The organism is Bdellovibrio reynosensis, assembly GCF_022814725.1.
Taxonomy (GTDB): Bacteria; Bdellovibrionota; Bdellovibrionia; order Bdellovibrionales; family Bdellovibrionaceae; genus Bdellovibrio; species Bdellovibrio reynosensis.
This window is the reverse complement of record NZ_CP093442.1, coordinates 1,662,127-1,683,186: the sequence shown is the minus strand read 5'-3', so window position 1 is coordinate 1,683,186 and position 21,060 is coordinate 1,662,127. Positions and strand designations below refer to the sequence as shown.

The 21,060-nt window shown below is 44.0% G+C and carries 18 protein-coding genes; 13 read left to right on the top strand and 5 right to left on the bottom strand.

All coding sequences use genetic code 11. The features are described from left to right. Positions 1 to 2: 2 nt before the first annotated feature. The 5 genes from MNR06_RS07800 (at position 3) to MNR06_RS07780 (ending at position 6,902) form a co-directional block, all read left to right on the top strand. Entirely contained in the window at positions 3 to 2,021 is a 2,019-nt protein-coding gene (locus MNR06_RS07800) for a S41 family peptidase (RefSeq protein ID WP_243540674.1), read from the top strand. A 625-nt stretch (positions 2,022 to 2,646) separates the two neighbouring features. After that, positions 2,647 to 3,777, top strand: coding sequence for a thiamine pyrophosphate-dependent dehydrogenase E1 component subunit alpha (locus MNR06_RS07795; protein ID WP_243540673.1), 1,131 nt, complete (start codon positions 2,647 to 2,649; stop codon positions 3,775 to 3,777). Next, positions 3,777 to 4,832: an alpha-ketoacid dehydrogenase subunit beta gene (locus MNR06_RS07790; RefSeq protein ID WP_243540672.1), complete on the top strand. Its 1,056-nt coding sequence runs from the start codon at positions 3,777 to 3,779 to the stop codon at positions 4,830 to 4,832. Before MNR06_RS07795 ends, MNR06_RS07790 begins: the two co-directional genes overlap by 1 nt. Further along, on the top strand, positions 4,832 to 5,674 hold the full coding sequence (locus MNR06_RS07785; protein ID WP_243540671.1) for a class I SAM-dependent methyltransferase: 843 nt from the start codon (positions 4,832 to 4,834) through the stop codon (positions 5,672 to 5,674). Before MNR06_RS07790 ends, MNR06_RS07785 begins: the two co-directional genes overlap by 1 nt. Positions 5,675 to 6,107: 433 nt before the next feature. Further along, the gene (locus tag MNR06_RS07780; protein ID WP_243540670.1) at positions 6,108 to 6,902 is read left to right on the top strand and encodes a phosphatase domain-containing protein; all 795 of its coding nucleotides are present in this window, start codon (positions 6,108 to 6,110) and stop codon (positions 6,900 to 6,902) included. Between the two features lie 30 nt (positions 6,903 to 6,932). Here MNR06_RS07780 and pyrE read toward each other — a convergent pair whose 3' ends face one another. The 3 genes from pyrE to MNR06_RS07765 are packed head-to-tail and all read right to left on the bottom strand — an operon-like array spanning position 6,933 to position 8,849. After that, positions 6,933 to 7,451, bottom strand: a complete 519-nt coding sequence (pyrE, locus tag MNR06_RS07775) for an orotate phosphoribosyltransferase (protein WP_243540669.1) — start codon at positions 7,449 to 7,451, stop codon at positions 6,933 to 6,935. 39 nt (positions 7,452 to 7,490) lie between these two features. After that, entirely contained in the window at positions 7,491 to 7,805 is a 315-nt protein-coding gene (gene cutA, locus MNR06_RS07770) for a divalent-cation tolerance protein CutA (RefSeq protein ID WP_243540668.1), read from the bottom strand. A 3-nt stretch (positions 7,806 to 7,808) separates the two neighbouring features. Beyond that, on the bottom strand, positions 7,809 to 8,849 hold the full coding sequence (locus tag MNR06_RS07765; protein ID WP_243540667.1) for a CNNM domain-containing protein: 1,041 nt from the start codon (positions 8,847 to 8,849) through the stop codon (positions 7,809 to 7,811). 200 nt (positions 8,850 to 9,049) lie between these two features. Between MNR06_RS07765 and MNR06_RS07760 the strand changes: the two genes are divergently transcribed. Beyond that, positions 9,050 to 9,835, top strand: coding sequence for a dienelactone hydrolase family protein (locus MNR06_RS07760; RefSeq protein WP_243540666.1), 786 nt, complete (start codon positions 9,050 to 9,052; stop codon positions 9,833 to 9,835). Positions 9,836 to 9,991: 156 nt separating this feature from the next. Beyond that, positions 9,992 to 10,456, top strand: a complete 465-nt coding sequence (locus MNR06_RS07755; RefSeq protein WP_243540665.1) for a hypothetical protein — start codon at positions 9,992 to 9,994, stop codon at positions 10,454 to 10,456. Here the strand turns inward: MNR06_RS07755 and MNR06_RS07750 are convergent, their stop codons facing one another. Next, positions 10,457 to 11,293 carry a LysR family transcriptional regulator gene (locus tag MNR06_RS07750; RefSeq protein ID WP_243540664.1) on the bottom strand — a complete coding sequence of 279 codons (837 nt, stop codon included), beginning with the start codon at positions 11,291 to 11,293 and terminating at the stop codon, positions 10,457 to 10,459. A gap of 92 nt (positions 11,294 to 11,385) precedes the next feature. Between MNR06_RS07750 and MNR06_RS07745 the strand changes: the two genes are divergently transcribed. Continuing rightward, positions 11,386 to 11,856 carry a hypothetical protein gene (locus MNR06_RS07745; protein ID WP_243540663.1) on the top strand — a complete coding sequence of 157 codons (471 nt, stop codon included), beginning with the start codon at positions 11,386 to 11,388 and terminating at the stop codon, positions 11,854 to 11,856. A gap of 412 nt (positions 11,857 to 12,268) precedes the next feature. Here MNR06_RS07745 and fusA read toward each other — a convergent pair whose 3' ends face one another. Then, on the bottom strand, positions 12,269 to 14,377 hold the full coding sequence (fusA, locus tag MNR06_RS07740; protein WP_243540662.1) for an elongation factor G: 2,109 nt from the start codon (positions 14,375 to 14,377) through the stop codon (positions 12,269 to 12,271). Between the two features lie 191 nt (positions 14,378 to 14,568). On the opposite strand from fusA, the gene MNR06_RS07735 reads away from it, so the two are divergent. The 5 genes from MNR06_RS07735 to MNR06_RS07715 all read left to right on the top strand — a co-directional run bounded on the left by MNR06_RS07735 (position 14,569) and on the right by MNR06_RS07715 (position 21,023). Continuing rightward, positions 14,569 to 16,050 carry a RecQ family ATP-dependent DNA helicase gene (locus tag MNR06_RS07735; RefSeq protein WP_243540661.1) on the top strand — a complete coding sequence of 494 codons (1,482 nt, stop codon included), beginning with the start codon at positions 14,569 to 14,571 and terminating at the stop codon, positions 16,048 to 16,050. Beyond that, entirely contained in the window at positions 16,051 to 16,719 is a 669-nt protein-coding gene (gene aat, locus MNR06_RS07730) for a leucyl/phenylalanyl-tRNA--protein transferase (protein WP_243540660.1), read from the top strand. Positions 16,720 to 16,828: 109 nt separating this feature from the next. After that, entirely contained in the window at positions 16,829 to 18,346 is a 1,518-nt protein-coding gene (locus MNR06_RS07725; protein WP_243540659.1) for a polysaccharide deacetylase family protein, read from the top strand. Then, positions 18,346 to 19,197, top strand: coding sequence for a trypsin-like serine peptidase (locus MNR06_RS07720; protein WP_243540658.1), 852 nt, complete (start codon positions 18,346 to 18,348; stop codon positions 19,195 to 19,197). Before MNR06_RS07725 ends, MNR06_RS07720 begins: the two co-directional genes overlap by 1 nt. Positions 19,198 to 19,208: 11 nt before the next feature. Next, positions 19,209 to 21,023, top strand: coding sequence for an ABC-F family ATP-binding cassette domain-containing protein (locus MNR06_RS07715; RefSeq protein ID WP_243540657.1), 1,815 nt, complete (start codon positions 19,209 to 19,211; stop codon positions 21,021 to 21,023). The last annotated feature ends 37 nt before the right edge of the window (positions 21,024 to 21,060 follow it).

Here is a 21,060-nt window from a genome sequence, read left to right as displayed (position 1 = left end):
TCATGAGTTCGATCTCAAAAGGTGTTAAAGGTTTTATCATTGCTGGTTCATTAGCGGTTTCGTCAGTAGCATCAGCTCAGCTTAAAGACGGTTTGGAATGCCGTTATTTGACTGTGATTGAGCAAGGTTTCTTGGCTAATCACGTGAAATATACAAATCGCGATACTGAACTTCAGAACCGTGTGATTGAGCAATATTTAAAACGTTTAGATCCATCTAAAATTTATCTGACTCAAGCAGATGTTGATTTAATTAAAAAGAACGCGGGAAATGTTTTTGAGAAAACTAAGAACAGAGATTGTTCTTTCTTGGAAACTACTCAGAAAATCGTGCTTGAAAGAGTTCAAGATCGTGCGAACTTCGCTAAGAAATATCTTGGCAAAGAATTTAAGTTTGATGAAAAAACTGAATTCGCTTTCGATCCAGAAAAAAAGGCATGGCCGAAAGACGCTAACGAAGCCAATGAATATTTGAAAAAATATATTCAATTCCAAATCGGAAACTACCTAGCAACAGACATGAAGCTTGAAGAAGCTAAGAAAAATGTTGCGAAGAACTATGAGCGTGCTGCGAAAAGAACCCAAGAGACGACTCAAGATGATTTGTTTTCTGGTTACCTAGATTCTTTTGCTAGAGCCCTTGATCCTCATTCAAGTTTCTTTTCTCGCGATGTGCTTGAAGACTTTGAAATCCAAATGCGTTTGTCTTTGGAAGGTATTGGCGCGACTCTTTCATCCCAAGACGGTTTCACAGTTGTTGAACAACTTGTACCGGGTGGAGCTGCGGCGAAATCAGGGCAAATCGATCCTCAAGATAAGATCGTAGCTGTCGGCCAGGAAAAAGGTCCGATGGAAAACGTGATCGACATGGATTTAAAAGATGTAGTTAAAAAGATCCGCGGTGCAAAAGGCACGAAGGTTCGTTTAACAATCTTGCGTAAATCGGGTGAAGGCAAAAAACGTTTCGATGTTACTTTGACTCGTGAAAAAGTGAATCTAGAAGACGAAGCAGCTTCAATCACTTACGTTGATAAAGACGTTAATGGTCAGAAGAAAAAAATCGGTATCATCAACTTCCCATCATTCTATGCGGATTCTCGCCGTGGTGGTCGTTCTTCAGCAGCGGATCTTAAAAAGATCGTGAAAGAAGCAAACGACAAAAAAGTAGATGGATTGGTGTTGGATCTTTCCAACAACGGTGGTGGTTCGTTAGAGGACGCAGTTAAAATTGCGGGTCTGTTCTTCCAAACAGGAAACGTAGTAAAACAATCTTCTAAAAATGAAGGTCGTGCTGAATCAGCATTGCGTGATACAGATCCAGCGGTTGACTGGGCAGGGCCCCTTGTTGTTTTAACAAGCCGTATCTCTGCTTCAGCTTCTGAGATCGTTTCTGGTACTTTGCAAGATTATAGACGTGCGGTTGTCGTGGGTGGAGATCACACTTACGGTAAAGGCAGCGTTCAATCTGTCTTGCCAATTCCAAACAACCTTGGCGCGATCAAAGTTACTGTAGGGATGTTCTTTATCCCTGGTGGTAAATCAACTCAGCACCGCGGTGTTGATGCTGACATCATTCTTCCAGGCCCATTTAGCTCTGACGACATCGGTGAGAAGTCTATGGATTACTCTTTACCACCGAAGACAATCGAAGCTTTCCTTTCTCCAGACGCTTTCGTTAAAGATGGCCCGGGAAAATGGACTGAGATTAAGCCTGAGTGGATTAAATCGATCAAAGAACGTTCAAACGACCGTGTGGCTAAGAACGATGAATTTAAAAAGATTGTTGATGAGTTAAATAAAGCAAAAGCCCGCGGTAAAACCATCCGCGTGAGCGAAGTGCTAAAAGATAAAAACGAAAAAGATAAAAAAGAAAAAGCAAAGAAGACTGCTAGTAAGGCTAAGAAAAATGAAGAGTACTTGAAGCGTCCTGATATTCAGGAAGCAGAGAGCGTTCTTCTTGATCTGATTCAGTTGCAAGAGGGTAAAACCCTTGTAACTCCTAAGCAAGCTAGCGCTAAGTAGTTCTTTCTTTTGTTCCATGTAAGTTGTTGTTAGCCCGGTGTAAAAAACCGGGCTTTTTTTTGCTTCGAACGGAGAGCGGGCTTTGGGGCTTAAAGGCTTCTGTGGTCTGCTACTGCAAGAGCACGCCTTCCGGGCTCATTGCCGCCGCAGCAAAGCTGCGGTTCGCGCATCCTTGCGCCGGCAAAGACTCTTTCCGTATCAGACCACAGAAGCCTTTAAGCCCCAAAGCCCTCCGTGCTAAGCAAATAACAATCATTTTTAAATCTCTAAATATCATATATGGCGAAGAAAAGGTTCTTCGGCGTTTTCCGTTTGGGAGCATTGTTGAACTCTCTCGGGCAGAAGAAGATTCAAAAAAAGTTAGCAATATTCTGAATGAATCAGTGGTTGTCGGAGAGGCATTTTTTAGCTTTTGGTCGCTGGCGCCCCTGCCGGGAGCGGGTGCTGACTTACTAGGTTTTTGTAGGGAAGGCTGGTATTGATTGTGCGGCGTGTTGTTGGGTGGAACGTAGATGTTCATAAAGTTTTTTTCAATCAGGGGCTTTGGGGGATTTGGCCGTGACAATCCCTTCTCTTTTCGCTTAGATGGAGCCCGTTATCAGCACCTGTTCTTATGGAGAAAATGATGTCTAAAAAGACTACTGGGAAGACAGCGGCAAAAGGCGCTGCCAAGGGGACTGCTAAGTCGGTTTCTAAGGCTTCGGCTAAAAAAGCTTCTGCTGTTGTTAAGGCTGCAAAAAAGGCTGTTACTAAGAAAGATGATTTCGGCGGACTGTCGGAAGATATTTTGCTTCGCATGCATGACTTGATGGTTAAGTCGCGTGTGTTGGAAGAGCGTCTGATCAAAATCTATAAAGCGGGTGAGGCTTACTTCTGGATTGGTGGACCTGGTGAGGAAGCTTGGGGCGTTCCATTGGGAATGCTTGGGCGTAAAGGTCAAGGTTTAGAGCATGACTGGTGGCACTTGCACTATCGTTGTACTCCAACTTTGATTGCCATGGGTATGACTATGATTGATTCAATCCGTTTGATCATGAATCGTTCAACTGATCCTTCTACGGGTGGCCGTAACTTTGCCAATCACTATTGCTTCCCTAAGTGGAACGTGGCTCCTGTGACTTCTCCTATCGAAGTTCAGTATCCTTTGGCTTGCGGTACGGCTCATGCGCAGAAGCGTGCAGGTGGTAAAGCGATCTCTATCGTAACGGGCGGTGATGCTGGTACGGCGGAGGGCGATTTCGCTTCAGCATTGATTTTGGCTTCTCGTAAAGGCCAAGAGCTTCCGGTTCTAATCACTGTGCAAAATAATAAAATGGGTATTTCAACTCCGTTTGAAGGTCAGCATGGGGAAACTCATATCGCAGACCGTGCTCGCGCATTCAACATTCGTTCACGCGTGATCAATGGAAACGATCCTGTTGAGACTTACTTGGCTGTGAAAGAAGAAATGGAATACATCCGTAAAACGGGTAAGCCTTCTTTCATCGAGGCTCATACGACTCGTTTGTATGGCCACTCTTCAGCGGACGGTGCAAATAAAAAAACTCACATGGTTGATCCAGTGATGGCGTTTGAACAACGTTTGCTTGATGCTGGTATCTTGTCTGAAAAAGCAGTGAAAAAAATCTGGGAAATTTATGAATCTGAAGGCGTGATCGCGCAAGAACAAGCTCGTACAGAGCCAGTGCCGACTTCAGAATCAGTTTGGGATCATGTGTTTGTGAATAATGAAAATGCTGATTGGAGGAATTTCTAATGGCAAGTATTGCTCAGGCCATCAGAATGGCCCTTCACTATGGCGAAACGAATATGGGTGTTAAAGACATCTTTGGTCAGGACGTGGGTGCTCCACTAGGTGGCGTGTTCACGGCGACTCAAGGTCTTAAGACGGCTTGGAACTCTCCGCTAGATGAGCGTGGTATTATCGGCATGGCGATGGGTATCGCCATGGGTGGTGATAAGTGCGTAGCCGAGATTCAGTTCGCTGACTATATTTTTAATACCATCGACCTTCTTAAAATTGCTGGTAACACTTTGTGGTGCACGAACGGTCAAATGAATCTGCCGATGGTTGTGATGACTCCGGTTGGTGCGGGGATCTTCGGATCTGTTTACCATTCCCATTCGTTTGATGCTTGGGCTTCTCGTCTTCCAGGTTGGAAGATCGTTATGCCTTCAAACCCAGTCGACGCTTACGGTTTGATGTTAGCTGCAATCCAAGATCCAAATCCGGTTCTTTATCTTAAATCAAAAGCTTTAATGCGCCATAAAGGTGACGAGTTAATCCCAGGGGAGCCTGCGGATGAAAAAGAACTGAAAGCGATGATCGATAAACCAGTGCAAAATGCTGAAGGTTGGAAGCCTCGTTGGCCAGATCTTCAAGAATACATCGTACCGATCGGTAAAGGTAAGATCACTCGCGAAGGTGAACACATCACTGTGGTTACTTACAGCCGCATGGTTCATCTTTGTGATGAAGCTGCAGATAAATTGCGTGAAGAAGGTATCTCTGTAGAGGTCATCGATCTTCGTTCGATTTATCCTTACGACTGGCAGATGATTAAATCATCTATTGAAAAAACAGGTCGCGTTCTTTTTGTGAACGAAGACACTGAAGTGACTAACTTTGGTGAACATTTGGCTTACCGTGCGACACAAGAGATGTTCTATCAATTGATGGCGCGTCCACGCGTGCTTGCTGGTAAAAATCTTCCAGGTATCGGTCTTCATCCGAACCTTGAAAAGAACTCTGTTCCTCAGTTGCATGACATTGAACTCGCAATTCGCGAAGTAGTAGCGGAAGTGCCGTAATGACTAAAGAAGCTGTCGCTCATAGAAAAAAAGTTCGCCGTCGAATTCAAAGAAAAACCACCAAGGTTCACTTTGATAAGTACGAGCTTTATACTAAAGCTGTGCAATCTGCGCCGAACGATGTCGTTTTTATCAGAGACACCTTCAAGGAACTTAAAGGCCGAAATGCCCGTACATATCGTGAAGATTTCTGCGGGACTTTCGCTCTTTCAACTGAATGGATTAAACTTAATCCGCGCCACGAGGCGATTGGTATCGATCTTGATCCAGAACCCATGGCTTATGGTCGCCAAAACTATCTAAGTAAGATGAGAGCCGAACAACAGCGTCGTATGAAGCTGATTGAAGGCAACGTTCTTGATCCGAATCTGCCTAAGGCAGACATCGTTGCTGCGATGAACTTTTCTTATTTCTGCTTTAAGCAAAGAGACATGCTTAAGAAATATTTCGCCAATGTTCATAAAACTTTGAACAAAGACGGAATCTTCTTAGTGGATATTTTCGGCGGCAGTCAGTGTTATGATGCTATTGAAGACACTATTAAGCACGAAGGCTTCACTTACTACTGGGATCAAACGAACTTTGACCCGGTGACGAATGAAGCTCTTTTCCATATCCACTTCAAAGTCGGCGGAAAAAAGATCGAACAGGTTTTCACTTATGACTGGAGACTTTGGACGATTCCAGAAATTCGCGACATCATGGAAGAGGTGGGATTCAAAAAGACCCATGTCTATTGGGAAGGCACAGCCAAAGACGGATCAGGAGACGGCAACTTCACTCGTGTAGACCACGGTGAGGCTTGTGAATCTTGGATCGCTTACGTAGTTGCTGAGAAGTAGTTTCTGCTTCGAACGCGGGGATGGGAAAGGCTTTGGCTTAGGCCCTTAGCTTGGTGCCTATCCTCTACAGGCGCACGCCATCCGGGCTCGGTTGTCGCCGCGCCTTTGGCGCGGTTCGCGCCATCGTGGCGCCGACAAAGGCGCCTTTCGGGCTAGGCCTCAAGCTAAGGGCCTAAGCCAAAGCCTTTCCCATCCTTGTGTAACCAGAATATTTCATCAAACCTAAGGACCAAATCACAGTCTTCCTGTTGACGGAGAAGTTACATCTTTGGTTTTGGCCTTGGGATTGCTTCGTTAAAATTTGCGATTCATTAAGATGAATCAGACATTGTTTAAGTGGTTTTTAGGAGTGCTTTGCCCTTCGGGCGTGGTGCTTTTGGGCCTTTTTGGGCAATGGTGTTTATTTGTTTGTCGCTCTTTTTTGGAGGTTTGCATGTTCAAGGTGGCTTCATTAGTGCTGGGTTTATCGTTCATGGCCCAAGTGGCTGCGGCTAAGATTTTGGTTATTAGTGATATTGATGACACTGTTAAGGTGTCTCATATTCTTAGTAAAAAAGGAGCGGTTAGTTCGGCGGTGGATTCAGACAGTCACTTTGCTGGTATGCCGGATCTTTATCGTATTTTGGATTTATCTCACCAAGATATTGAGTTTCATTATGTCAGTCTTGCGCCGAAGCTTTTGATGGGTGGTCGTCACCAGGATTTTTTAGATAAGAATGGTTTTCCGATCACTGGTTTGCATATGAATCCTGGGGTTCGTCAGGATAAAGACTTGAAGAATAAAGTTATTCGTCAGTTGCTTGCAGAAAAGAAGCCTGAGCTTGTGATTTATTTTGGTGATAACGGGCAGTACGATGCTGTTGTTTATGATCAGATGGTTAAAGAGTTTCCGCAAGTTCCCTCTATTACATATATTCGTGAAGCATATTCAAGTAAGCTAGAATCCCAATATCCGACGATGCCTGGACAGATTGGTTTTGTGACGACTTTAGAGCTCGCAATTGATTTATCTCAGCGTAACCTGCTTCATGCAAAAGCTTATAAGCACATTGAACAAACTATTTATTCTCAATTGAATTCTGAAAATTCAATCGAGGTTGTGGGTAAAATGTTATTTCCTTGGTGGCAGGATTGCCGTGATTTCAAGTGGCAGTGGGATGTGAAAAATCCAACTGAGCGTTTGATCGAAATCAAAGACGTCATCGAAGAAAGATGCAGCAAGTACTAAATCAAAAGCCCTCTTTCGAGGGCTTTTTTATTATTGGAAATCAGATTTTTTAAACAGCGGAATTAGGTGAACTTTAATTTCTTCTAACTTCGGTTCTGGGAACTGCGGACCTCGGTGAATAACGCACAATACGTGGGAAATTTCTGCGCCGATGGATCTTAGGTCTGCAGTGGATAAAACCACCTGTCCACCGGTCGTAACTACGTCTTCAATCACGCACACTTTTTTGCCTTTAATCTCTAAACCTTCAGCAAATTTACATGTGCCGTACTCTTTTGCTTCTTTGCGAACAAATACGCATGGCAATCCAGTTTCAAGCGACAAAGCCGTCGCGATGGGAATGCCGCCCATTTCTAAACCTGCTAACACTTCTGTTCCTGGGGGAATTAATGGAGCCATTTGTTTGGCGATTTCTTTTAACAACAAAGGCTGGGCTTCGAAGCGGTACTTATCAAAGTACTCGTTAGATACTTGGCCCGAACGCAATTTAAACTCACCAGTCAGGTGGGCGATATCATAAATTTTCTTAGCTAGTTCTTGCTTTGTCATGGGAATCCCCTGGGGCATGTGGTTTGCCCATCTTAGGGGTTACTTCATACTGGATTCAAGCCATCTCTTATATGATTCGTTGATTCCTAAGACGTCTAGAGTCATCACGCAGGGAACCTCGTAGGGATGCAGCTCTAGCACTCTTTTTCTAAGAATTTCCTGTGCGTCAGGGGTGGCCAAAGTTTTTAGGATAAGTATATACTCAGAGCTTGTTTCGATTTTTCCATCCCACCAGTACATCGATTCCATTCCTGGAATAATATTCGCACAACCAATTAACTTTTCCTCTAATAGAGTTTTCGCTATGTTTTGTGCGACTTTTTTATCTGGGCAGGGGATATAGAGCAAAACCACGGATTAGCTCCGGCGAAGTTTTTGTTTGCGCAATTGCCATTGTTCTAAAGCAAACTTACGCATGTCTTCGACGTTATCTAGTTCGTCTACGATCTCAACGCCCAATAGCGTTTCAACCGCATCTTCCAAACTTACCAGACCTGCTACTACACCGTATTCATCCACCGCTAAGGCAATATGTTCTTTTTCTTTGATAAAGAAATCTAGAACCTGGGAAACGGTCATGCGCTCGGGAATACTTGAAATAGGCGAAACCATGTCGCCCACTTTTTTATCATGTTGGTCGTTGGATAACGCTTCATGGATCTTATAACGATAGGTCATGCCGATGATGTTATCTAAGTTGTGTGAATAAACTGGAATTCGCGAAAAACGCAAAGGTTTGTATTTCGCAAAAACCTCTTCCACCGTCAGTTCTTTATCTAATGCAAAGAACACTGATCGCGGGGTCATGATATCTGAAACATAGATCTTATCTAACATTAGAAGGTTTTTAATGATGTTAGATTCTTTACCTTTTAAGGTTCCTTCTTCGACACCCATTTCCGCAGTCATCAGAATTTCTTCGCGGGTGACTTCAGGGTCTTCCGATGTTTTTTGGAAAAGCTTGCCTAACCACTCTGACATAATCACAAGCGGGTAAAGCAAGATAATCATTAGTTGGATGGTGTAAGCAGCAAAGGGCACTAAGGCCTTCCAGTGGGCAGCACCGATGGATTTAGGAATGATCTCGGACAAAATCAGGATTAGAAACGTTAATACGAACGAAGCAATAGTCACAGCCTCTTCGCCATACTGAACTTGAATTTGGTAAGCGATAGCAGCAGAACCCATCGTGTGTGAAACCGTATTCAATGTGAGGATCGCTGAAATCGGACGGTCCAGGTTTTCTTTAAGATGCTCTAGAAGTTTCGCGCTTCGGCGGTTTTCTTTAACTAGAACTCCGATGTATGCGGAAGTAGAGCTAAGCAAAACGGCTTCTAGCATTGAGCATAGAAACGAAATACCAATAGTAAGAAGAAAAAGAACAAGTATCAGTGTCATGGTTGAAATAAGATAGAGTTAGAGAAATTGGCAAAAAGCCTACAATTATCCATAGTTGTTTAATTGTACCATAGCATCTGAGTGACCTGTCTATAACGCAACTTGCAACGTCGAGTTGTGTCCCGCCATATGCATTAAAAGCCCTTTTGACCGAGGGGACGTCTGTTCCTAAGCTTAAATTGTAGACAAAGGGAGGCACGATGAAAGTCTTGAGTTTAGCGTTGATGTTTCTGCTTGAAGTAAGCATCTGTTTGGCCGCAATTAAAACCGAAGTGATCAGTTATAAAGAAGGAAAGACCGAGCTTGAAGGTCATCTCGCCTACGACGATTCGATGAAGGGGCCTCGTCCTGCAGTGGTCATTGTTCATCAATGGAAGGGTCTTTCTGATTACGAAAAAATGCGCGCGCAACAATTAGCTGAAAAAGGGTATGTGGTTTTTGCCGCTGATATTTACGGCAAGGGTGTTCGTCTGACTGCTATGGAAGACGCAAAAACTGTGTCGAGCCAATATAAGAATGACGTTCCTAAATACCGTCTGCGCGTAAAGGCAGCCATCGATGAAATTGCTAAAAACAAAATGGTAAACCCTAAAATGATCGTGGTTATGGGCTATTGCTTCGGCGGGATCGGCGCCTTAGAGGCAGCTCGCATGAACTTCCAAGTGGTTGGTGCCGTCAGCTTTCATGGAGGCCTAACGACTCCATCGCCAGCCATGACGAAAACTGTGAGGCCCAAAATATTGGTTCTTCACGGAGCCCTTGATCCCAACGTACCTACGAAGGACGTAGAGGCCTTTATGAAAGAGATGAACGACGCGAAGGCTGATTACCAATTTATTGCTTATTCAGGGGCGGTTCACGCTTTTACGGACAAAAATTCTGGTAATGATCCTTCAAAAGGGGTGGCCTATAACGAAGCTGCTGACCGCCGTTCATGGCGCCATTTCATGGATTTCCTAGATGAAGTAGCCCCTGTGACTAAATAGACCCACAGTTCTTACTCTAGAATCCATCGGATCAGGATTGTGAAAAAATGGCAAGACAGCCCCCGTCAGCTGGCGGGGGCTTTTTCTTTGTGGTAAATCCCCACTCGCTAATGTCGGTATATCCACCGGCTCAATTTTCCATGAGGAGTTAATACCATGAAAGTATTTGTAGTTATCCTTGCAGCATTATTCTGCTTAAGCGCCCAAGCATCAATCGTTGCTGAAACTTCTGAAGTTTTAGCAAAGAAAAGTTCAAAAAAATCTGAACCAGCTCCTAAAGAAGACGAGCGTGGTGGTGAAGAGTACGATCCTCGTCAAGGTACTTACGAAGGTAACGATCGCGGCGGCGGTTCCTTCGACGGTGGTGGTTACGATGGCGGCAGCGATGAAGGTGGCATGATCGGCGAAATCTTCTTCGTAAGAAATTCAAAAACTTACCCAATCACTACGAACACAAAAACAGAAGATCGCGGTGATGTGGTTGTTTACACGACAACTGTTCAGGAAGACATCAGTGCTAACGAAAGCTGCACCACAGTGACAGTGGTTGTGATTGAAAAAGCGACAAATTCAATCGTTTCTTCAGACAGCAACTATTTCTGCAATAGCTATCCGTTGTAATTAAATTTTAGCGTTCAAGATGGCCTGTACTAGGGCCTTTCCAGTGGCCGTTCTTTTCAAGGACGGCCGATAGACCAAGCACAACGAGTCCCTATAGACACTGATTTGACTGTGCGCGGGTTCAATAGAACTTCCTGAATTCAATGCCACCCTTTTTGGTAAAATCGCATGACCTGCACCAGACTGTAACAGTGTCGCGATCACTTCTAAATTCGTTGAAGAAATCTTACGTGTATATTGCAGTCCTTTTTTCTGAAGTCGTTCCAAAATTACCTGAGTCTGGAAAAGACTAGGATCGTAAATAAGAGTGTCGCTGAGGGATCCTTTCTTTTTCCAAACAGTGACTTCATCCTGGCAAAGTTCCTTGATGATAAGATCGCCATGACGTTCAGGATTGATCACAAGACCAAGATCAAGAGTGTTATCTAAAATATCCTGCAGAACATTTCGTGATAAATCATGGTGAAGTTCCACGTTCAAGTCGCGGTGTTGTTTAAGGGTTTGCGATAAAAACGCAGGAAGCGTGTAACAAGCCACAGAAGGATGAAGTCCCAGGCGAAGGGTGCCTTTGACTTTATCTTCAAGAGAACCGGCGTTACGAAACATTTCTTCATAAAGTTTGATGAGGTTATCAGAGTACTTGTAAATCTGCTCTCCAGCAGAAGTAAGACTGACACCTTTCTTAGAACGTTCAAAAAGCCTCACACCCAACTGATCTTCAAGCTTACGAATGGCAACAGTCAGGGTAGGTTGACTGATGTGAAGTTCCTGGGCAGCTCGGCTCATATTGCCTAAGCGGGCCGTAGTCTTAAAGTATTTCAGTACATCTATATCCATAGATAAAAATAATCATAAATATCAATATTCATCAATTTTAATAATAATAGGAAATTGCTAAAAGCTCCTTATCACCTTTAAGGAGGGTAAAAATGAAAAAACTAAATTGGATCCTGGCTCTAGGCCTAACATTATGTGCAATGACCGCAACAGCAGAACTACGTGAGGAAGTAATCTCTAAAAAAGTTGTAGAACTACCTGTTGATCTATCAACTGCTGGTATCCGCTTAAGCAACGCAGGCTACGGCACCACAAAATTTGTTAAAATCCTTATTCCGCAATTAGCCGATCATACCCTTATGAATCACCGAAACGAAGGCGAATCAGCACCCTGTGTAGCAACCTTCCAAACATTCAAAGTAGAAGACGTAGTCCAAGGAAACCCAGAAGTTCTAACTGCGCCATTTACAATCGAAGTAACACGGCTTGTTTGGCCTGACACGTTCTCAAAAAAATGCTTCATGAGCTTACGTGAAAACATTTCGGCAAACGTCAGAGGATTCGAATTCATACACGAAAGACAAATCGAACTTCCAGAAAGATCACTAGAAGACTGCCGATAGATTGGAAATTAGAAAATTGAATCTAAGCCAAAAAGCCCAAGGATTGGGCTTTTTCTTTTTCCATTCTACGAACGAAGTAAAACAAAACTACCGTGGGATTTGCTTAGCTATGGGCTTTGGTGTCTCCCACGAAGCCGGCCTTCACCGGCGCCACGACGGCGCGCCAAAAATAGCAGGATGCTATTTTTGCGCGTAAGCCCCGAAGGGGTTGAGGGCAGGAGCCCTCAACAACCGCAGCAAAGCTGCGGCGGTGACTGAGCCCGGATGGCGCGCCAGCGTAGTGAGAGATACCAAAGCCCATAGCTAAGCAAATCCCCACCGAGAGCTTTGTTGATCCTATCTCCGACCGAAGAAAGGCAAAAAAAAGCCCAGTGTTTCCACCGGGCTTTTAAGATTAGATCTTAAAGAGAAATTACTTCTGCTCAGCTGCACGCTTAGCTTGGTATTTCTTAGCAAGTTCTTCTTGGATGTTGCGAGGTACTGGAGCGTACTTCGCGAATTCCATAGAGAATTCGCCTTTTCCTTTAGTACCAGAACGAAGATCAGTTGAATAACCGAACATCTCTGTCAATGGAACTTCCGCTTCGATAACAACGTTACCTTCGAAAGCAGTTGTACCAACGATAGTACCACGGCGTTGGTTGATTTGGCCAACCGCTGCACCTTGGTATTCATCTGGAACAGTCGTCTCAAGCTTCATGATTGGCTCAAGAACTGTTGGTTTCGCAGCAGCATACACTTCACGAAGAGCCGCCATACCAGCGATTTTGAACGCCATGTATGAAGAGTCGACGTCATGGTAAGCACCGTCTTCAAGAACAACTTCAACGCCAACGATTGGGAAACCAATCAATGGACCTTTAACAGTTTGCTCTTTGAAACCTTCTTCAACAGCTGGGATAAATTCTTTAGGGATACGACCACCGACAACTTTGTTTTCGAATTTGAAAACAGAACCGTCTTCTTGTGGAGGAAGAGGTTGGATTTTACCAACGATCTTCGCGTATTGACCCGAACCACCCGTTTGTTTTTTATGAGTGTAATCGTAATCAGCTGCTTGAGAAATCGTCTCACGGTAAGCAACCTGAGGTTGACCAACGATAACTTCACAGTTGAATTCACGCTTCATACGTTCAACGTAGATCTCTAAGTGAAGCTCACCCATACCAGAGATGATAGTCTCATTTGATTCCTCGTCACGGTGTACGCGGAAAGTAGGGTCTTCCTTACGGAATTTTTGAAGAGCTTTAGAGAAGTTGTTCGCTGCAGTTTTATCTTTAGGAGCAACTGCCAAGCTGATAACCGCATCTGGAACGTGCATAGATTGCATAGACGCATTCACGCGCTCGTCACAGAACGTGTCACCAGAAGCACAGTCGATACCGAACAATGCTACGATGTCACCAGCGTATGATGCATCGATATCTTCCATTTTATCAGAGTGCATACGAACTAAGCGAGGAATCTTAACTTGCTTCTTGTTCGACTGATTGATGATGAAATCACCTTTTTTCAGCGTACCTTGGTAAACGCGCATGTAAGTCAATTGACCAAATGGAGTTTCCTGAAGTTTGAACGCCAAAGCCACAAGTGGTTTTGTATTGTCTGGGTAAAGATCAAATTTCTCTTCGCCTTTGTTAAGGTCAAGAGCTTGTTCTTTTTTCTCAGCAGGAGTTGGCAAGTAGTAAGTAACGCCATCAAGCAAATGCTGAACGTTTTTATTTTTGAAAGCAGATCCGCAGAATACAGGAACTAGTTTCAAGCTGATAACACCTTTACGGATCGCAGCTTTGATTTCGTCCTGAGTTGGTTCTTCTTCCATCAAGAATTTTTCGCCGATACCATCGTCGATGTCAGCAAGAGCACCGATCATGATGTTGCGGTATTCTTTAGCTTGATCAACTAGGTCAGCTGGGATTTCGATTTCAGTGATTTTTTCGCCGTCTTGACCTTCATTGATGAAAGCTTTCATTTGCACTAGGTCAACGATACCACGGTGTTGGTCTTCCAAACCGATTGGGATCTGAACCATAACTGCATTCAAACGAAGTTTTTCGATCAAAGCATCTTTAACGCGGAAAGGGTTGGCACCTTGACGGTCCAATTTGTTAACGAATGCCAAACGTGGAACGCTGTAACGTTTCATCTGACGGTCAACAGTGATGGACTGAGATTGAACACCAGCAACACCGCAAAGAACTAGAATCGCACCGTCAAGAACGCGAAGAGAACGTTCAACTTCAACTGTGAAGTCCACGTGCCCCGGTGTATCGATTAAGTTGATTGTATAATCTTTCCACTGAACCTGAGTTGCAGCAGACTGGATGGTGATACCTTTTTCTCTCTCTAGATCCATGGAGTCCATTGTAGCGCCGACGCCATCTTTACCACGAACTTCGTGGATAGCGTGGATCTTACCTCCATAGAACAAAATACGCTCAGACAATGTGGTTTTTCCCGAGTCGATGTGAGCCGAGATACCGATATTTCTGACCGTATCAATATTCCACTTTTTGGACATAACTTTACCCTTCTTAATTGGTCGTTTTTATTGTTACTTTTATGAAAGTACTCGAAGTACCATCAAATATAATGAAGTGCAAAAGAAGATTCTAGGGCACCCGGTCGACGCAGCGCTACATTTATTTTTTTCAGAGGGGAATTTTGAGACGCGGTCTTTTAGTCGGGCTCGAAATTTAACTCGGATTTATTTTGAACTGGAAGTTCGAGCCATCTATCCTAATCCCCATGGTCGATTTAAAGCAGCTTTTAGAACAAAACTTTCCTTTCCCAGGCTTTCGCGGGGAACAGGAAGCTATTCTGCGTAAAGTTTGGGCAAACGAAGACCTTCTCGCATTAATGCCGACGGGGATGGGTAAAAGTCTGTGCTTTCAATTTCCAGCAAAGATCCGCGACGGCTTAGTTGTTGTGATTTCTCCACTGATCGCGCTTATGCAAGATCAGGTTTTCAAGGCCCAGGAATTGGGGATTTCAGCGACTTTTCTAAGTTCGACCCTGACCCGGGACGAACGGGAGCTGCGCCAAAGCCGCCTGGCAAAAGGGGAGTACAAGCTTTTGTATGTAACCCCAGAACGTTTTCGAAAACCTGAGTTTTTATCAGCCATCAAAGACCGTCTGATTCAGCTTTTAGCTGTGGATGAGGCCCACTGCATTTCCCAGTGGGGGCATGATTTTAGGCCCGACTACTCTCGCCTAGGTGAATTCCGCGCGATCTTAGGAAACCCGCCGACCTTAGCGTTAACGGCCACAGCTACGCCTGAAGTGCAAAAAGATATTCTTCAAAATTTGAAAATGGCAGAGGCTGAAATTATCTCTGCCGGTATTGAGCGACCTAACTTAGGTCTTTCAGTGCACGATGTTTACGGATTGGATGAAAAAATCCGCGCCATCGTAGGACTTCGGCATCAACATCCCGGCACTGCGATTATTTACTGTTCGTTGATTCAAACACTTAAAAAAATCTCGTCATCCTTACATCGCATGGGTGTGGAACACTTGGTATACCATGGGGATTTGTCGCCGCAGGATCGTAAGCGCAATCAAAAGAAATTTATCTCTGACGAAGCGCCATTGATGATTGCGACCCCTGCCTTTGGATTGGGAATCGATAAAAACAATGTGCGACTTTTAGTTCATACAGAAATGCCCAACGCCATTGAGTCTTACTTCCAAGAAGTCGGCAGGGCGGGGCGCGATGGCAAAGAATCTTTCTGTCATTTGTTTTACGATCAAGACGATGTGACCATTCAAATGGAATTTTTAAAATGGTCCCATCCAGAGCCTGAATTCATTCGCAAAGTTTATCAGCTGATCGAAGAAAAACGCATGCAAGTCGACCAAGATGGTTTTGATTTTCTTCGTGAACAAATGAATTTTAAAAACCGTCGGGACTTCCGCGTGGAAGCAGCCGTCAGTATTTTAGAACGCTGGGGCTGTCTTGAAAAGTCGGACGATCCATTCCCATTTGCCTGCGTGCATGAACCCACCGACGAGCAATTTAAAGCCGAAAACGGTGCGGAAATTTTAAAGGCACAGAATACCAAACTTTTAAAAATGGTTCAGTGGTGCACGCAAGACGCGGAATGCAGATTAAATCGCATCTATCATTATTTCGGTCACAATCACGAAACCCCTTGTGGAAAATGTGATTACTGTCTTTCGGCGGGGCAGTAAATGAAGTTACACTCTTCCGTTGCCTTCCCTGATCCCCGAGAAACTTTAGCTGAAGGAATTTTAGCTGTCGGCGGAAAGCTTGATGTCGGGACTTTGTATACGGCTTACAGCATGGGAATTTTTCCGTGGCCTCAACCGAATTTACCGATGCTGTGGTTTTCCCCCGATAAAAGGGGAGTTTTAGAGTTTAAAGATTTGCATGTGCCAGCGAGCCTTCAAAGACACTTAAGAAAAAATCCGCAAATTCAGTTCACAGTGAATAAAGATTTTCGTCAGGTGATTGAAGAGTGCGCTAAGCAACCTCGTCCCGGGCAAGACGGCACGTGGATTACTCCGGCGATGGTCCGTTCGTACATGGACTTTTTCAATGCGGGTTACTGTTTAAGTGTCGAAGTTCGCGAAAACAACGTCATCATTGGCGGTATTTACGGCGTTTTAGTTCAGGGTGTTTTTAGTGGTGAAAGCATGTTCTATAAAAAGCCCAATGCCTCTAAGTTGGCGCTGTGGTATCTCGCTGATTACCTGAAAAGCCAGGGCCATAAATGGATGGACGTGCAAATGGTCACTCCTGTGGTGGAAAGCCTTGGGGGTAAATACGTGGACCGTGAAACCTATCTAGGCATGTTAGAAAATCGCCACAAAGAGCTATCTTTAGGATCCCACCAGTAAGTGCCCAAAAACCGTAGTGTCTAAAGTTTAGGCACCAACATAGGCCTTCCCTTTGATTTGACCGGGGAATAAGGCTTGCACCCCCTAAATGTCATACAGGGAGTAGCAAATGTTTAAGGTATCTTCTTTTACAAAGTATCTTGTGGCTTTATCTATGGTAAGTCCTGCCATTGCTGGGGCTCAAACTAAGAAAGTAGAAAGACCGCCTCAATATGTGTTGTTTGCCTTTGATGGCTCTTACACAAATTCAGTGTGGCAATACTCCCGTGATTTTTCTAAGGACCAACAGCAAAATAGAAATGCTGACGTAAAATTCACCTATTTCATCAATCCAGTTTATCTTTTATATAAAGATACTACAGGTGCCGCTGATTCCCGCAGATTCTATCGCGCACCAGCTCCATATAAAGGTTCAGCGATTGGTTTTGGTGATAGCAAAGAAGACGTTTCAGAGCGCGTTGATCAAATGAACGATGCTTACCTTGAAGGCCATGAAATCGGTTCCCACGCCGTAGGACACTTTGATGGATCCGTGTGGAGCGAAGAAGCGTGGACTGCTGAATTCACAGAATTCTATACTATCTTGGATAACGTATTTAAATTTAACGGCCTAAGACCAACAAGCAAACAAAACCGCGGTCTTCTTTTCCGTAACGAGATTTATGGCTTCCGTGCTCCGCTTTTAGGTTTCAGCAAAGGCATGTGGCCGGTTCTTCCGAAGTTTGGTATTCGCTATGATACTTCTTTGAAAAACAATGAAAACTACTGGCCGACAAGAAATAAATTTGGAACTTGGGATTTCCCTTTAGCGCAGATCAAAGAACCAAATGGTGCTAGAACTTGGGTGTCAATGGATTACAACTTCTGTGTTCGTGATACAGCAAGCTTGCGTAAAGCAAATCCAGCAACAGATCGCTTGGGTGCTAACAAACCAGGTATTGACTGCTATAAAACTGTGACTGCAGAACAAAAGGCGCAAGTTAAAAAGAACATGTTGAACTTATACCGTACGTACTTTGCTCGTAACTATTACGGCAATCGTGCCCCTGTTCATATCGGTCACCACTTTTCTAATTGGATGAGCGGCGCTTATATGGAAGTGTTCTACGAGTTCGCTAACGAAGTGTGCTCTAAGCCAGAAGTTCGTTGCGGGACATACACGTCACTTATGAACTTTGTTGAATCAAAATCAGCTAAGGAAATCGCAGCTTACCAAGCGGGTGCTTTCGATAAAATGCCTGCGCCAAAATCTATGAAGATTGACCGTCACTGGGATCTGGCGATTGCAATGAAAGCGGACGATCAGAAAATGAATTTTGAATTAAAAGGCGCGGATGCGCAAAGACCAGGCTTGAAGCAAATCATTACGGTGAATGGCAAGAACACCGAAATCAAAGGTGAAATCACCCTAGAGAACATCCGTAAAATGGGTGCCTACGGTGAAGATACTAAGGTTCGTATTGCGGTTGAAGATCGCTTAGGTAAAGAAGTTCAAACAGCGACTTTCAAAGTAGAAGGTCTTGGTACAGATAAAGAGAAAATTTCTTCTGAGAACATCGAAGAAAAATGGAACGATGGTCATTTGGCCGGCGCCCATGATGAAGAAAATGATACTCACGGACACTAATGAATAAAATAATCGTTCTAGCTTTAATCTCAAGTCTGATGGCAGGTTGCGGAGGAGCCGCAACCACATCGGACTTTTTTGCTAAGAATGAAACGGCTACGGCCGGTGTGATTTACGGTGATAATTCGATCTCCGAAGTTAAGAAATCTGAGCCCAACAATTCTGTCAGCCTGGCTCTTATCAAAAAAGAAGACTTTCTATCTCTTAAAAACAAACAAGAAGGCTACCGGGTTTCAGATTTTATCTCTGAAGATCTTTCGTGGAAAGATCAACCGATCAGTGCTTTTTGCTCGGGCGTGTTGATTTCTGAAAACCAGTTTTTAACTGCAGGTCATTGTTTTGCTGAAACGAAGTGCGAAGAGTTCGTGGCTGCTTTCAATTATGACCTAACTGGCAAAGACATTCACGGGGTTGAGTGTAAGAAAATTGAGATCATTAAAAACAGCCTGGATGAAGAAGGCTTGGATTATGCCTTGGTTACTTTGACTGAAAAGGTGGCCATCAAGCCCGCAACTTTAAGTGAAAAAATGCTTTCAGAAAAATCCGCAGTTTATAGTTTAGGTTATCCATTGGGTGCTTATAAAAAGAAATCTGAAGGCCAAATCGTAGAAATTTCTGAAGGACTTTACCGTTCTGATTTAGATCTATTTACTGGAAATTCAGGTTCTCCGGTATTTTCTGCTGAAACCCATGAGTTGGTCGGTATTGTGTCCAGCGGCGAAACCGATTTTGAGGAAAATTCCGAAGGTTCTGGACCTGCGCGCATAAAACACTGCCAGATTGAAAGCTGCCGGGGTGAATTCATCACTCCTATTCAGAAAATCCTAGCCGATATTGCTAAAACAAACTAGTTTGTCGGCATATGCTTCTTATTAGTACCTATAAATTAGAAAAAGCTTTCGCCGGTAAAACCCTGTTTCGCAATGTCAGTTTAGGCATTGAAGACGGCGAGCGTGTGGGATTAGTCGGCCCTAACGGTGCCGGTAAATCCACGTTATTAAGAATTCTTGCCGGTCAAATGGAAGCAGACGCTGGTGATGTCACCGCGAAAAAAGGTTTGCGCCTTGGTTTCTTAGAGCAAACTCCCGTTTTCAAAGATAACGAAACTATTCTTGATGCGGTTCTTAGCAAAGCCCACGATCCGCACGAAGCTATCGCCAACGCCTATGAATGGATGGCGCGCTTAGAACTAACTCAATTCGGTGAAAGCTTTTTAGTTAAAGATCTTTCCGGTGGTTGGAGAAAGCGCGTCGCTTTAGCCCGCGAGTTGGTTCTAGAACCTGAACTACTCATGCTGGATGAGCCGACGAATCACTTGGACGTTTCAAGTATTCTTTGGCTTGAGGAATTTTTAGCGCAAGCTTCGTTTGCAACTTTGATCATCACCCATGATCGCTTGTTCTTACAAAGAGCGACCAATAAAATTTTTGATCTTGATCCTAAAAATCCCAACTACCTTCTTTCAGTTAAGGGCGGATATTTAGAATATCTTGAAGCTAAAGACCAACAGATGGCAGCACAAGAGCAACGCGAAGTTGTTTTAAAGAACACCCTTCGCCGTGAAACTGAATGGTTACGTCGGGGAGCTAAAGCCCGTCAAACAAAGCAAAAGGCCCGTATCGAACGTGCTGGTTCACTTAAAGATGACGTGCAAGAGTTAACACAAAAGAATGCAGCTCGTGTCGCTAAAATTGAATTTAAAGATGCTGATCGCAATCCGCAAAAACTGATTGAACTAGATCATGTCACTAAAGCTTACAATGGCCGCGTGCTATTTAAAGATTTCACTTACCTTGTAAATCCAAAAACGCGCTTAGCTTTATTGGGTGATAACGGTTCTGGTAAGTCCACATTGATTCGTATCATGTTAGGTGAAGAACAGCCTGACACGGGTCGTGTCGCTCGGGCTGATAAACTTAAGGTCGCTTACTTTGAACAGAATCGAGAGACTTTAAGACCTAAAGAATCGGTCCTAAAAAACATCTGCCCTGAAGGTGATTACGTTCACTATCAAGGACAATACGTATTTGCCCGCAGCTATCTAGAGCGTTTTCAATTCAATCGCCAGCAAATGGATCTGCCAGTAGAAAAGCTTTCTGGTGGTGAACAAAGCAGATTGCGTTTGGCCCAGTTGATGTTAAATGAAGCCCAAGTTCTGATTCTGGATGAGCCTACGAACGATCTTGATGTGGCGACACTGACTGTGCTTGAAGAGTCTTTAAAAGAGTTTAACGGTGCCGTGATTCTAGTAACCCATGATCGTTATTTTATGGATCAAGTGGCGTCGCAAATCATGGCCTTCCATAAAAGACCTGATGGTACAACGTCTTTAGAAAACTTCGCCGGGTACTTGCAGTGGGAAGAATGGTTTGAAGAACAAAAGGAACTGGAAGCTATAGAGCTTAAAAATACCGCGAAAAAAGAAGCAGCGAAAGCTAGCGGTAAACCAGTGAAGTTGTCCTTTAAAGAAAAGTTTGAGTTAGAAAACATGGAAGCGACTATTCAGGAATTAGAAAAGAAACTTGAAGAGTTGCAGGCCGAATCCGCTAAGCCTGAAATTGTAAGTCAGGCATCGAAGGTTCAAGAACTGTATAAGCAGATTTCTGAAACCCAAGAGAAAATTGACAAGAATTATAAGCGCTGGGAAGAATTAGAAAAGAAATCCAGTGGCGGCTGATGAAAAGCGGCCAAGCGACTGCGTTGTCGGGGGGGTG